The following is a 12,567-nucleotide window of genomic DNA, read 5'->3' on the forward strand; positions in this document are numbered from 1 at the left end:
ACGGGATCAGGCGGTATGGGACTGGCGCACCTTATCCACTCCCCGAACTGGCGCCTTGGTCAGCACCCTGGCCAGCCCTCTGTCAAACAGCAAGATCCCGGCCACCATGGCCGCTATAAACAACATTATCATGGGCTGCCCGCTGGAAATGAGACTCAGAGCAGGCCCCGGGCAGATACCCACCAATCCCCAGCCGATGCCAAACAGCGCGGCCCCGCCGATCAGCCTGCGCTCCAGCCGAGGGGCTGGTACGGCTGCGATGGGCTCCCCCAGCACACTCTGGCGACGGGGTTTCACCAGCAGAAAATAACCCGGCATAAAGACCAGCAGGGCCCCTCCCATCACGAAGGCGAGGCTGGGATCCCAGGCCCCGGCCAGATCGAGAAAACCGGTGACCCGGGCGGGATCCATCATGCCGGAGATGGCCATCCCCAGTCCGAACAACACACCCGCAAACAAACTTGTCAGCAACTTCATGGCGATCAGCCCCTTACAGCAGATGATGAGTGACGAAGACGGTGATAAAGCCAGCCGCCATAAAGGTCAGGGTGGCGACGATGGAGCGCAGGGAGAGCCGCCCCATGCCACAGATGCCGTGGCCGCTGGTGCAGCCATTGCCAAGACGGGTACCGATGCCGACCAGCAGACCGGCCAGCAGCACTACAGGCCAGCCGGGCAAGGTGGTGAATGCGGGCATGGTGGCCCAACCCAGAGTCAGCGCCAACCAGGCGCCCGCCCCCAGCCCCAGCAGAAACAGCACCCGCCACGGTGCACGGTGTTGCAGCGCACCGGCCAAAATGCCGCTGATCCCGGCCACCCGGCCGTTGAACAACATCAGGATCAGGGCCGACAGCCCCACCAGCATGCCACCGCCCAAAGAGAGCAGCCATTGGCTTTCCATCATCAAGATTCCTTATTTTCTGAGTGACAAAAATGGGTTTGCAGCGCGCCCAACACATCGGCGGCCGCCTCGCTCACCAGCGAGTAGTAGATCTGCTGGGAGACCTTGCGCGAACGGATCAGGCCGTAGCGCTTCAATACCGAAAGTTGCTGGGAGAAGGCCGACTGCCCGAGTTGGCTATGGGCCAGCAGCTCCCCGACCCCCTTCTCCCCCTCCACCAGCTGGCAGAGCACCATCAGGCGTTCGGGATGAGCCAACGCCTTGAGCAGGGAGGCGGCGGCTGTCGCATGTCTGTTCATCTCGTCGAATTGGCTCATAAGAGTAAATTAGCAATTGCTGATATTTGTTCTATTGTATAAAACAACACTAAATTAGCAATATCTAAAGTAGATAAGGAGAAGGACCATGACAGTAGATAACGGAGTCAGAATCGTCGCGGGTTGCATGTTGCTGCTCTCGCTGATCCTTACCACCTGGGTTCATCCGGGCTTTGTCTGGTTGAGTGCCTTTGTCGGGGTCAACCTGATCCAGAGCGCATTCACCGGTTTCTGCCCGGCAGCGATGATCCTCAAACGGATAGGATTTAAATAACAGGGTCGGATGACCCGGCTCACATGAGCGTGTAATAAACGCAGGAGGCTGAACATGGCAACGGTAATCGTCATCGGCGCGGGTCTCGGGGGCATGTCTGCCGCCTACGAACTCAAGGCCGAACTGAGCAAGCAGCATGAGGTGATCCTCATCAATGACAAGCCGGACTTTGAATTCACCCCCTCCAACCCCTGGATTGCCGTCCAGTGGCGGGAGCGCAAGGAGACCTCGATCCCCATCGAACCCCATGTGAAGAAAAAGGGGATCCGCTTTATCCATGCCGCCCTGACCGAGCTGCAACCGGCGGAGCAGCAGCTCACCCTCTCCGATGGCCAGACCCTGCGTTACGACTTTCTGGCAATCTGCACCGGTCCGGCCCTCGCCTTTGACGAGGTGACGGGGGCTGGCCCCGAATCCGGTGGCACCACCAGCGTCTGTACCCTCTCCCACGCCGAAGAGTGCCGTCACAGCGTCAGCGCACTGGTCGATGAGCCCGGCCCTGTGATTGTCGGCGCCATGCCGGGCGCCTCCTGCTTCGGCCCCGCCTACGAGTACGCATTCATCCTCGATCGCCACCTGCGCGACAAGAAGGTGAGAAAAAATGTGCCCATGACTTTTGTCACCAGCGAGCCCTACATCGGCCATCTGGGTCTCAACGGCGTGGGTGACTCCAAGGGGATGCTGGAGAGCGAACTGCGGATGCGCGACGTGCAGTGGATCTGCAATGCCCGCACCGTGGCGGCGCAAGATGGCCAGATGACGGTGGAGGAGCTGGACGATGAGGGCAACCTCAAGCGCACCCACACCCTGCCCTACAAACACGCCATGATGCTGCCCGCCTTTGTCGGCATTGCGCCGCTGCGGGGCATCGAGGGGCTGGTCAATCCCCGCGGTTTTGTCATCGTCGACGAACACCAGCGCAACCCCGCCTTCCCGCAGATTTACGCCGCCGGGGTCTGCATCGCCATTGCACCGCCGCACAAGACGCCGGTACCGACCGGGGTGCCCAAGACCGGCTACATGATTGAGGCGATGGTGCGCACCCTGAGCCACAACATCAAGGCGGAGCTCAGCGGCCAGCCGCCGGTGACCAAGGCAGTGTGGAATGCCATCTGTCTGGCAGACATGGGGGACACAGGTGCCGCCTTCGTCGCCATGCCGCAGATCCCGCCGCGCAACGTCGCCTGGTTCAAGAAAGGAAAGTGGGTCCATCTGGCCAAGATCGCCTTTGAGAAGTACTTCCTGCACAAGATGCAGGTGGGGGATACCGAGCCCATCTACGAAAAACTGATGCTCAAATACCTCGGCATCGACAAGACCGAATGACCCCGCAGACCCGGCCCTCGCCGGGTCTGCTTTTGGCGGCCCTGCGCGGCAAAACGGAGCTTTCGATTATGTTTCAAGATGTTGCTGCGGGCGGCGCGGGGTTTACCCTGCCTGCCACCTCGGCTATCATTCGAGCCTCTTATCAATAGCGGAGACCATCAGTGGGCAACTCATCAAGTGACAGTTGTAGACCGACCCTCATCGTCGGTACCAAGGTCGCGAGCTAGCCGCAGGTCTTTCTCTGCCGCAACTCGCAACCCTGCGAGAAGCGGAAATCCACTCCCCTCTTCTCCCTTTTTACACTTGACGTCTGGCAACCAGTGGCCAACCGCCACGGTCGCCATGCCTGCATAGTTTCTGCTTCCCACAAGGAGGCTGCTATGCGTTTTATCTCAATCAAACCGGCTGCGGATCGCGCGGTCGCAACAGGTTCTGTTGCTACCCGGGCTCACCCCCTGTTGAGCAGGCTCGGCCGTGGCATGCTGCCACGCTGGCTGGGCGGCAAACAGCGTCAGCACCACTACCGGCTGCAGATCCGCTGTGAGGATCGCGCCGATATGGAGCAGGTGCTGGATATGGTGAACCACACCCTGCAACCGATGCAATCGATGAAGCCGGGTCGCGGCGGCGGGCGAGAGCTGGTGCTCAACCTGCAGTGCACCCCGCCCCAGCGACGCTATCTGGTGCAGTTCGTTCATCAGGTCGGAGTAGCACATCCGGTGCGCTGGCAACTGCGCCCGCGCATCGACTGCGATCCCGAACTCAACTGACCGCACACCTGCGTTAACCACAGTGAAAGGGGCCAGCCACGCTGGCCCCGCTTGTTGCGTCCTCTCCGAGCGTCAGGGCATCCGATGATGCTCGCGCCCCGGGACGCAGCGTTTTGTTTGTCTGCTGGCCATCCGCGCAATCATCCCCTGATCCATCCGCCCCCCGGCGTTTCATCATGGATTGCGTCAAGCCAGCGCTTATCAGAAGGAGTACGCCATGAAGATGTGGCAACAAATTGACATGATCTCCCTGCTCGACACCCTGGCCAGCCTGCTGCTCGCCTTTGTGCTTGGCAGTCTGGTCGGACTGGAGCGCCAGTACCGCCAACGTACCGCGGGCCTGCGCACCAACGTGCTGGTCGCCGTAGGGGCCGCCCTGTTCGTCAGTCTGGCCCAGCGTATCTATGACCTGCACGGCGGCAACTACAACGTGGTCCATGTAGTGGCCTATATCGTCTCCGGCATCGGCTTTCTCGGCGCCGGCGTCATCATGCGCGAGTCGGGCAATATCCGCGGCATCAACACCGCAGCCACCCTCTGGGGCGTAGCAGCGGTCGGCGCCGCCTGTGGCGCCGGGCTGGCCATGGAGGCAATTCTGGGCGCCCTGTTCGTGCTGGCCGCCAACACCCTGCTGCGACCGCTTGTCAATCAGATCAACCGCCGCCCGGTGGACAATACCGACACCGAAGTGACCTACAAGGTGACGGCCTTGACCCAGCGCGAGCATCAAAAAGAGGTACTTCACTGGCTGGAAGAAATGCTGGAGCAGGCCAACTACCCCTTGAGCGAACTCGATATCGAGCCGTTTGGCGCGGGGGATCTGGAGATCTCGGCGGTGCTGCTGGCTACCTCCATCGATGGCGACGAGCTGGATGCCCTGATGCAAAAGCTGGCCATCCACCCCCATATCAAGCAGGTGTTCTGGCGCACCAGTACCACCGATTGAGCTGTCAGCCAGAGTCATGGCTCCATCCGCCAACAGCAAAAAGCCCCGCCAGCAATGGCGGGGCTTTTTCATATGGATGGGCGAAGAGTGGCTAGCGGCGACTGCGCCAGCGCACCCTGGGGGTGATCACTTGGGCAGTCTGCGCGGGAGGATTGCCCGCTATCAGTTGCTGCATCAGCTCGAAAGCGGCGTGGGCCAGCGCCGGACAATCCTGCGCCACCGAGTCGATGCGCATGGGAATGCAGTCGAGCAGGTCGTGATCATCGAAGGTACACAGGCGCATGCCCGTCTCCATCAGCCCCGCCTCGTTGAGGTAGCGCAGCACCCCTTCCAGCAGGGTAAAGGAGGCAGTAAAGAGCCCCCTGGGAGGCGCCCCCAGCTCGGCCACCAGCTCGGCCATCAGCTGATAACCGGAGCTCGGCTGGTAGTCGCGATGGCGCACCCGGGCGGCATCGGCTTCAAAACCGGCGCGATGGAGCCCCAGCTCATAGCCCGCCAGCCGGTGACGGCTGGGGGAGAGATCCAGCAGGCCGCCGAAGTAGTAGATCTCCTCGCCGCACTCGCTGGCCATGTCCCGCACCAGCTCAGCGGTCGCCTTGCAGGCATCGGAGATCACCATGGGCAGGCGCGACTCGCCAATATGGCGGTCGAGCTGCACCACCGGCAGGCGGTCGTGAATGCGGGCATAGATGTCATCGCTGTGGCCGCTGGAGGCGACAATCAGCCCATCCACCTGACGGCTGATGAGGTTGTCCACCACCCGCTGCTCGAGAGCGGGATCATCCTCGGAGCAGGCGATCAGCAGCTGGATGCCCGCCTCCCGGCAGTGCGCCTCGAGGGCGCGGGCAATGCGGGCAAAACCGAAGTTGGTGAGATCGGGTATCACCAGTCCCCAGGTGTAACTGCGGGTCTCACGCAGGGAGCGGGCGTGAAAGCTCGGCAGGTAGTGACACTCCTCCGCCACCGCCTGAATACGCTTGCGGGTATCGTCGGCAATCCGGTACTCCGCACTCTTCCCGTTGAGCACCAGACTGGCGGTCGCCTTGGACACCCCCGCCAGTTCGGCGATCTGGGCAATCGTGATCCGTTTCTTCTTCTCCACCTGGCCTCCCGGCTGACTAGAACCGGGCTATTGTACTAGGCACGCCGACAGCGGCCAGTGATTGAGGCAAATTTTGCAGCCATCATCGCCGTTACCTGATGAAAGTTGCGGCTTTTCCCCGGGGAAGTAGCGCGCTGACAAGCTGTTTCGCCCCTCATCGATGAAACACTCCAGACTGGAGCGATCGCACAGGACGGTGATCCGCCCGCCAGCCCATGGACTGCTGCGGGTCTCCCACGCTCCGCTCTGCCAGTTCTGGCGCCGCAAGGTGATGCGCCCCGGCTGCCAGCACAGCTCGGCCACGGCACCAAACCAGAGGCTCCCCTCACCACACAGGTCCAGATCGAGCCAGGCCGAGTCGATGGCCAGCCCCGGAAACTCGCCAAGCGTCCCCTCGAAGCGGGTCAGCTCTCCCTTCAATGCTGCCAGCTCAGCCACCGGCCGCTGGCAGAGCCACTCATCCTGCCAGAACAGCTCCCTCGGACAGCTCATCTGGTGGAGCCAGCCGTGAGCGATCGTAGGCTGACTCATCTCGTTCTCCTCCGGCAGCCCCAGCCAACCGAACAGGAGGCGGCGACCCTGAGTGTCCAGGGTAGTTTGCGGCGCATAGAACTCGAAGCCCCGATCCAGCTCGTGGAAAGCCCCGTGCTCGAAGCGCTCGCTGTCGAAGTTGCCAGAAAGCCAGCCGCACTGGTAGAGGTTGCGATAATCCTCGCCTGCCGGGGCAATCCCCTGCGGGCAGCTGATCAACACATGGCGCTCCCCCAGCGGGAAGAGATCCGGGCACTCCCACATATAGCCAAACTCACCCAGCCCCCCGCGCCCGCTACCGGCGATGGGGCCCACCCGCTGCCAGCTTTGCAGGGTGTCGCCGCGATAGAGCAGCACTTCGCCCTTGTCATCCAGGGTGCGGGCCCCCAGCACCATCAGCCACTGCTGGCCGTCATGCCACACCTTGGGGTCGCGCACGTGGCCGCTGTAGCCTTCGGGCAGATCCAGCACAGGCCCCAGCTTGGCAAAACTACCCTCACCGTCGACGCGGGCCAGACACTGATAGGCGGTGCGGCTGCCATCCGGGTATTTGACATTGCCGGTGTAGATAAGGGTCAGGCGCCCCTGCTCGTCGCTCACCGCCGAGCCCGAATAGCAGCCGTGGCTCTCATAGGCTTCGGTGGGCAACAGCGCCACCGGCTCGTGCTGCCAATGCAGCAGATCGGTGGAGGTGACATGGCCCCAGCCCTTGTTGCGGTGCTCGCAGCCAAGCGGATTCCACTGGTAGAAAAGGTGGTAGCGCCCATCGTGCTCGATAAAGCCGTTGGGATCATTAAGCAGCCCCACCGGGGCTGCCAGATGCCAGCGGGGCCGATGGGGATCGGCCGCCGCCTTGAGCTGTCCGGCCAGCAACGACCGGACAATCTGGTTGAGAAGATCGCTTTCCTTCATCACTCCACCTTGTACTTGAGCAGGTAGGAAGCGGCGAAGGCGGCACCAAAGGCGATCACCAGCCCGATGATGTAATGAACAAGGCTCATGGGCTGGACGATGGCCATGCCGGGAATACCGGTCAGCCCCACCGCCGTCATCCCCACCTTGGCCGCCACCACGTAGGCGCCGCCGCAGGCCCCGCCAAATAGACCGGCGAGGAAGGGTTTGATGTAGCGCAGGTTCACCCCGAAGATCGCCGCTTCCGTGATACCCAGCAGGCAGGACATGGCAGCCGGCACGGTAATGGCCTTGATCTTCACGTCGCGGGTCTTGAAGTAGACCGCGAGGCAAGCCCCACCCTGTGCCACGTTGGCCATGGCCCAGATGGGCAGCAGGAAGTTGACGCCAATTTGCGGATTGGCCAGCAGCCCCGCCTCGATGGCGTGGAAGCTGTGGTGGATGCCGGTGATGACGATCAGCGAATAGGTGCCGCCAAATACCAGCCCCGCCAGCCAGCCTGCCTGCTCATAGAGGGCGCTCAGACCAAACGAGATGCCATCCCCCAGCACCCGACCCGCAGGGCCGATAAAGAGCAGCGCCACGAAGCCGGTGATGATGACGGTGAGAAACGGCGTGAGGATCAGATCCAGCGCATCCGGAATGCGCCTGCGCAGCTGTTTCTCCAGATGGGACATAAACCAGACAGCCAACAGTACCGGGAAGACGGTGCCCTGATAGCCGATCATGGCGACATCGAGCCCGAAGAAATCCATGGTCTTGAAGCCACCGGCCACGCCCCAGGCGTTGGTCAGCGCCGGGTGGGTGAGGATGCCGCCAAGGGTCGCCCCGAGGTACGGATTGCCGCCAAACTCCCGCGCCGCCGTAAAGCCGATGAGGATCGGCAATATGATAAAGGCCGCCGAGCTGAACATATCGAGCATCACAAACAGGGCGCTGTCGGCATTGGCCCAGCCGTAGGTGCGCACCATGCCGAGCAGCCCCATCAGCAGGCCGGAGGCGACGATGGCCGGAATGATCGGCACGAAGATGTTGGAGAGGGTTCGCGCCAGCCGCTGGGCCACGTTGAGCTTGGCCGCCGCCATGTCGGTCAGCTCCGCCTTGCTGGCGGTGCCGGTACCGGTTAGCGTCACAAACTCCGCATAGACCTTGTTGACCAGACCGGTGCCGAAGATAACCTGAATTTGGCCCGCGTTGCTAAAGCACCCCTTGACCCCCTCCAGCTTGTCGATGGCGGCCTTGTTTACCTTGCTGTCATCGGCCAGCACCAACCGCAGCCGGGTGGCGCAGTGGGCAGCGCTGACAATGTTCTCCTTGCCCCCGAGCAGGGGCACCAGATCCTTGGCTATCGCACTGATATTCATATTCTTCCTCTTATGACCCGCCACGCTGGCGGGCCCTTGTCACATGAGAGTAGGGGCTGTCGAGCCGGGCTTCTAGCCGCAGATCAACAGCCGCTTGCGTCTGATCGCAAAAAGGCATCCAGTTCGCAGCGGGTCGGCAGCGCCGTCATGGCCCCCTTGGCGGTGGTGGCGAGCGCCCCGCAGCCGTGAGCCTGAGCCAGAATGGCGGGCAACTCGGCCAGCGTCGGCAGCGACGAGCGCCCGGCCAGCGCCGCCAGCAGACCGGCGACGAAGGCATCCCCCGCCCCCGTGGTGTCGATGGGCGTCACTTTCTGCCCTACCCACTCCAGCATCTCGCCATCAAGGCGAGCCACCACCCCGACCGCCCCTCTGGTCACCAGCACCAGCGCCGGGCCAGAGAGAGTCGCAAGCCCGGCGACCAGATCATCCTCGCCGCTCAGCAGTTGCAGCTCCTCGATGGAGAGCTTGACCACATCCGCCTGCCCGATGGCCTGACGCACCAGCGGCAGCATCTCGGCGGGGTTGCCCCACACCTCGGGACGCAGGTTGGGGTCGAAGCAGACTCGCCCGCCTGCCGCCTTGATGGCGGCCATAGCCTGCAGGCAGCTGGTGCGCACCGGCTCGTTGGCGAGCGCGATGGAGCAGGTGAGCAGCCACTGACCGGCATCAAAGCGGGGCAACTCATCCGGGGTGAGGAACTGGTCGGCACTGGGGCGCACCATAAAGGTGAAGCTGCGCTCCCCCTCATCATCCAGTGCCACCAGCACGGTAGAGGTGCGATGGTCTGGATCGAGCCGCAGCGCACCGATATCCACCCCCTCCCCGCTCAGGGTATCGGCCATAAAGCGGCCGAACGGATCGGCTCCGACCCGGCCGATAAAGGCCGCATCGCCGCCCAGCCGTGCCACACCAACCGCCACATTGGCGGGTGCGCCACCCGGACACTTGAGGTAGTGCAACGCCCCTTCCGGGATCAAGTCCACCACCGCATCCCCCATTACCCACACACGATTCGTCACCTTGCTACTCCACTGCTGCATCGGATCCACGGTCAAACCCGAACTCTATTCTGTTGGCTGGCATTATCAGCTAAACCGCTTTAGCCAACCAACAGATCTCGGCACCGGCTGCCATTTTTGTGATCGGGATAACGAACTAGAACCAGGTTTCCATCTGCACGCCAAAGTTCCACTCGCCACCGGCGGTGAAGTTGCTCTGGCCCATGGCATCGTCGCTGGCGTAGTTGTCGAGCTCGGAGGACCAGTCCATCCAGCTGGCGAACACCCGCAGTTCGGGCCGCTCGAAGAAACCGGCGGTCTGCGCCTTGAAGGTGGGGGCGAAGGTGAGCTTGGTGAAATTGCCGTTCACCGCCTGGCGTCCCTTGTAGCCCTTGGGATCGAGATCCATGTACTGCCAAGCCGCCTCGTAGACCAGCTCGACGTTCTGGCTCAGCACCTGCGCTACCCGGGTATTGACGGTGAGCCAGCGGTACTCGTCCCCTTTCACGTAGCGATCCTGACTCTGCTCGGCCAGCAGGGCCGGGGCAAAACGCCAGCGCGAGTTGAGATCGGTGGCGCCAAACACGGCGACCCGCACTGCATCGGCGTCCGGCAGCAGTTCGCTGTCAGAGCCCAGCCCCTTGACCTCGGCCCCCAACCCATGACCGTACAGCACCGCTGCCTTGGCAAACCCTGGGTTGATGCCAAAGAAGCTCTCGCCGTGGTAGGCCAGCAGGGTGTGTGCCCCCTTGTCCGCCGCCTCGCTGCCCGCCCCCTTGTCATTGATGCGGGCGTCATTGTCCTTGGCCGAGAGACCGTTCACCATCCACTGCCAGTTACCGATGCGGTTGTTCATGGTGAGGATGTAGCTCTCGATATCGGAGAGACCGCTGGCGCTGATGTCGCCGTAATCGCGGCCATAGAGGGAGAAGTTGGCCTTCCAGCTGTCGGCCAGCTGCACGTCGTAGACGCCGCCGCCGGTACCGGCCAGGAACACCACGTCGGAATCGAGCCAGTGGATGTCAAAGTTGTCGCGGTCAAAGCGCTTGCCCGCCCAGAGCACCGCATTCTTGAAGGGGCCGTCGAAGCTCGCCAGATTGCCGATCTCGGCAAACACCTGACGGGTATTGAGGCTCGAATCGCTGGCGGTCCAGTCGTTGCTGGTCTCTACCCCGTCCGCCAGCATCAGCTTGTAGCGGGCCCAGCTGCCATCCTCGAAGGTCTGGGTTTTCAGCAGGTTGGCCTCCATGTAGGTGTCATCCTCGTTGCCAAGGCGACCGACGGCCCCACCCACCGAACCGGCTGGCGTGATGTAGGGGCCGCCGCGCCCACCGTTGCCATTGCTGTTGACCAAGAGGCCTGAGCGGGCATAGCCGTGAAACTCGAAGCCCTGGGCACCAGCGGTCTTCTCATCCACCTGCTGGCTGCGGTTGTTTGCCACCTGCGCCTGCTCGCTGGCCGCGCTCGCCTTCACTTCCGCCTGACTGGCACGGCTCTCTGCCGCCTCTGCTCTCGCTTCAGCCGCCTGTACCCGCGCCTCCAGCGCCGCCAGACGGGCCTCGATACCGCCATCCGCCGCCCACAGCGGGCTGATCATCCCCAATCCCAGCGCTACCGCCAGCGCCAACTTGCTCTTGAACATCATCATCTTCCTCACCTGTCATCTGTGGCCCGAACGGGCGCTGTTGTTATCGACAGCCAGAGCACAGCTAAACCAATTTAGCCAACTCAATATGACAACTAAACCGTTTCAGCAACGGTGTGAGCGGGATAACATTTGTACAGCAGGAATTGGCGGGAGTTGTGAGGAGGATCCCTCATCAGGATCCACTCAATAGGGCGGATCCTGGCTAAATGGCGGGCAAAAAAAGAGCCGGCACAAGGCCGGCTCTGTTTATTCGGGTCGCTGAAATCAGCTGGTCAGATCGTCGAAGAAGCGTTTCACCCCTTCGAAGAAGCCTTCCGATTTCGGCTTGTGGGTCTTGGCAGCAGCACCGCTGAACGACTCGTCCAGCTGGCGCAGCAGCTCTTTCTGCTGCTCGGTGAGGTTGACCGGCGTCTCGATCACCACCTTGCACATCAGATCCCCTACCTGACCGGAGCGTACTGACTTCACGCCCTTGCCGCGCATGCGGAACATCTTGCCGGTCTGGGTCTCCGGAGTGACCTTGAGCTTGACGCGGCCATCCAGGGTCGGCACTTCAATCTCGCCACCGAGGGCAGCTGCGGTGAAGCTGATGGGCACTTCGCAGTAAAGGTTGTTGCCGTCACGCACGAAGATCTCGTGCTCTTTGACGTGCACCTGTACGTAGAGATCCCCTGCCGGAGCCCCTGCCTCCCCTGCCTCCCCTTCGCCGGAGAGACGGATGCGATCGCCGGTATCGACGCCCGCCGGAATTTTCACCGACAGGGTCTTGGTGCGCTGGTAGCGACCTTCACCGTGACACTTGCGGCACGGATCCTTGATGATCTTGCCGCGACCGTGACAGTGCGGACACGCCTGCTGCACCGCAAAGAAGCCCTGACGCATCTGCACCTGGCCGGAGCCGTGGCAGGTCGGGCAGGTCTGGGCACTGCTGCCGGTGTGGGCACCGGAGCCGTTACAGACTTCGCAGTGAACCAGAGTCGGCACCTTGATCTCCTTGGAGACCCCGCGTACCGCCTCTTCCAGCGTCAGCTCCATGGTGTAACGCAGGTCGGAGCCACGGGCCGGGCCACGACGGGCACCACCACGGCCACCGCCGAAGATGTCACCGAATACGTCACCAAACATGTCGGCGAAGTCGGCACCGCCGCCAAAGCCACCGTGGCCACCGCCACCCTGGCTCGGGTCGACACCGGCATGGCCGTACTGGTCGTAACGGGCACGCAGGTTGGCATCGGTCAGGACCTCGTAGGCTTCCTTGACCTCTTTGAACTTCTCTTCGGATGCGGCATCACCCTGATTACGATCCGGGTGATACTTCATGGCCAGGCGCTTGTACGCCTTCTTGATCTCACGATCGTCGGCATCTTTCGCCACACCCAGTACTTCGTAGAAATCGCGCTTCGACATACTCATCCTGTGGTTACGCAGACGGGCGTTGGTTACCCAACGCCCGTGAATTCATTGACCAGGCCGATGGG

Annotated in this window: 13 protein-coding genes; 4 read left to right on the forward strand and 9 right to left on the reverse strand. The window is 62.4% G+C overall.

The genetic code is table 11. The features are described 5' to 3' along the window. Nucleotides 1–6 precede the first annotated feature (6 nt). Genes AB5Y97_RS12195 through AB5Y97_RS12205 form a run of 3 tightly spaced genes read right to left on the reverse strand, consistent with a single transcriptional unit; the run spans nucleotide 7 to nucleotide 1,218 of the window. Nucleotides 7–477 (reverse strand): YeeE/YedE family protein, encoded by a 471-nt coding sequence (locus AB5Y97_RS12195; protein WP_005338003.1) that lies wholly within the window; start codon nucleotides 475–477, stop codon nucleotides 7–9. Between the two features lie 13 nt (nucleotides 478–490). After that, nucleotides 491–904: a YeeE/YedE family protein gene (locus tag AB5Y97_RS12200; RefSeq protein WP_198303961.1), complete on the reverse strand. Its 414-nt coding sequence runs from the start codon at nucleotides 902–904 to the stop codon at nucleotides 491–493. Further along, the gene (locus AB5Y97_RS12205; RefSeq protein ID WP_005338008.1) at nucleotides 904–1,218 is read right to left on the reverse strand and encodes a helix-turn-helix transcriptional regulator; all 315 of its coding nucleotides are present in this window, start codon (nucleotides 1,216–1,218) and stop codon (nucleotides 904–906) included. The genes AB5Y97_RS12200 and AB5Y97_RS12205 overlap by 1 nt, the downstream gene beginning before the upstream one ends. Nucleotides 1,219–1,306: 88 nt before the next feature. Between AB5Y97_RS12205 and AB5Y97_RS12210 the strand changes: the two genes are divergently transcribed. From AB5Y97_RS12210 to AB5Y97_RS12225, 4 genes are all read left to right on the forward strand, one after another. Further along, on the forward strand, nucleotides 1,307–1,492 hold the full coding sequence (locus AB5Y97_RS12210) for a DUF2892 domain-containing protein (RefSeq protein ID WP_005344304.1): 186 nt from the start codon (nucleotides 1,307–1,309) through the stop codon (nucleotides 1,490–1,492). 54 nt (nucleotides 1,493–1,546) lie between these two features. Beyond that, nucleotides 1,547–2,818 carry an NAD(P)/FAD-dependent oxidoreductase gene (locus tag AB5Y97_RS12215; protein WP_368158044.1) on the forward strand — a complete coding sequence of 424 codons (1,272 nt, stop codon included), beginning with the start codon at nucleotides 1,547–1,549 and terminating at the stop codon, nucleotides 2,816–2,818. Nucleotides 2,819–3,198: 380 nt separating this feature from the next. Continuing rightward, entirely contained in the window at nucleotides 3,199–3,588 is a 390-nt protein-coding gene (locus AB5Y97_RS12220; RefSeq protein WP_236768535.1) for a hypothetical protein, read from the forward strand. Nucleotides 3,589–3,805: 217 nt separating this feature from the next. Beyond that, nucleotides 3,806–4,534, forward strand: coding sequence for an MgtC/SapB family protein (locus tag AB5Y97_RS12225; RefSeq protein ID WP_064336900.1), 729 nt, complete (start codon nucleotides 3,806–3,808; stop codon nucleotides 4,532–4,534). Between the two features lie 91 nt (nucleotides 4,535–4,625). On the opposite strand, the gene AB5Y97_RS12230 is transcribed toward AB5Y97_RS12225, so the two are convergent. The 6 genes from AB5Y97_RS12230 to dnaJ all read right to left on the reverse strand — a co-directional run bounded on the left by AB5Y97_RS12230 (nucleotide 4,626) and on the right by dnaJ (nucleotide 12,496). Continuing rightward, nucleotides 4,626–5,636, reverse strand: coding sequence for a LacI family DNA-binding transcriptional regulator (locus AB5Y97_RS12230; RefSeq protein WP_201974204.1), 1,011 nt, complete (start codon nucleotides 5,634–5,636; stop codon nucleotides 4,626–4,628). Between the two features lie 27 nt (nucleotides 5,637–5,663). Beyond that, nucleotides 5,664–7,079 (reverse strand): glycoside hydrolase family 32 protein, encoded by a 1,416-nt coding sequence (locus AB5Y97_RS12235; RefSeq protein WP_368158047.1) that lies wholly within the window; start codon nucleotides 7,077–7,079, stop codon nucleotides 5,664–5,666. Then, on the reverse strand, nucleotides 7,079–8,443 hold the full coding sequence (locus AB5Y97_RS12240) for a sucrose-specific PTS transporter subunit IIBC (protein WP_368158049.1): 1,365 nt from the start codon (nucleotides 8,441–8,443) through the stop codon (nucleotides 7,079–7,081). The genes AB5Y97_RS12235 and AB5Y97_RS12240 overlap by 1 nt, the downstream gene beginning before the upstream one ends. A gap of 83 nt (nucleotides 8,444–8,526) precedes the next feature. Then, nucleotides 8,527–9,483, reverse strand: a complete 957-nt coding sequence (locus AB5Y97_RS12245; RefSeq protein WP_368158051.1) for an aminoimidazole riboside kinase — start codon at nucleotides 9,481–9,483, stop codon at nucleotides 8,527–8,529. 115 nt (nucleotides 9,484–9,598) lie between these two features. Next, nucleotides 9,599–11,089 (reverse strand): carbohydrate porin, encoded by a 1,491-nt coding sequence (locus tag AB5Y97_RS12250; RefSeq protein ID WP_368158053.1) that lies wholly within the window; start codon nucleotides 11,087–11,089, stop codon nucleotides 9,599–9,601. A gap of 264 nt (nucleotides 11,090–11,353) precedes the next feature. Beyond that, complete coding sequence (dnaJ, locus tag AB5Y97_RS12255; RefSeq protein ID WP_005338032.1) at nucleotides 11,354–12,496, reverse strand: molecular chaperone DnaJ; 1,143 nt, start codon at nucleotides 12,494–12,496, stop codon at nucleotides 11,354–11,356. Nucleotides 12,497–12,567: the final 71 nt, after the last annotated feature.

Origin of the sequence: Aeromonas sp. R10-2, from assembly GCF_040908445.1 — a bacterium.
Lineage (GTDB): Bacteria > Pseudomonadota > Gammaproteobacteria > Enterobacterales > Aeromonadaceae > Aeromonas > Aeromonas veronii.

Excerpts from the sequence above, each read along its gene's own strand:
- AB5Y97_RS12195 (WP_005338003.1), bottom strand. The coding sequence starts at position 477 with ATGAAGTTGCTGACAAGTTTGTTTGCGGGTGTGTTGTTCGGACTGGGG.
- AB5Y97_RS12200 (WP_198303961.1), bottom strand. The coding sequence starts at position 904 with ATGATGGAAAGCCAATGGCTGCTCTCTTTGGGCGGTGGCATGCTGGTG.
- AB5Y97_RS12205 (WP_005338008.1), bottom strand. The coding sequence starts at position 1,218 with ATGAGCCAATTCGACGAGATGAACAGACATGCGACAGCCGCCGCCTCC.
- AB5Y97_RS12210 (WP_005344304.1), top strand. The coding sequence starts at position 1,307 with ATGACAGTAGATAACGGAGTCAGAATCGTCGCGGGTTGCATGTTGCTG.
- AB5Y97_RS12215 (WP_368158044.1), top strand. The coding sequence starts at position 1,547 with ATGGCAACGGTAATCGTCATCGGCGCGGGTCTCGGGGGCATGTCTGCC.
- AB5Y97_RS12220 (WP_236768535.1), top strand. The coding sequence starts at position 3,199 with ATGCGTTTTATCTCAATCAAACCGGCTGCGGATCGCGCGGTCGCAACA.
- AB5Y97_RS12225 (WP_064336900.1), top strand. The coding sequence starts at position 3,806 with ATGAAGATGTGGCAACAAATTGACATGATCTCCCTGCTCGACACCCTG.
- AB5Y97_RS12235 (WP_368158047.1), bottom strand. The coding sequence starts at position 7,079 with ATGAAGGAAAGCGATCTTCTCAACCAGATTGTCCGGTCGTTGCTGGCC.
- AB5Y97_RS12240 (WP_368158049.1), bottom strand. The coding sequence starts at position 8,443 with ATGAATATCAGTGCGATAGCCAAGGATCTGGTGCCCCTGCTCGGGGGC.
- AB5Y97_RS12245 (WP_368158051.1), bottom strand. The coding sequence starts at position 9,483 with ATGCAGCAGTGGAGTAGCAAGGTGACGAATCGTGTGTGGGTAATGGGG.
- AB5Y97_RS12250 (WP_368158053.1), bottom strand. The coding sequence starts at position 11,089 with ATGATGATGTTCAAGAGCAAGTTGGCGCTGGCGGTAGCGCTGGGATTG.
- dnaJ (WP_005338032.1), bottom strand. The coding sequence starts at position 12,496 with ATGTCGAAGCGCGATTTCTACGAAGTACTGGGTGTGGCGAAAGATGCC.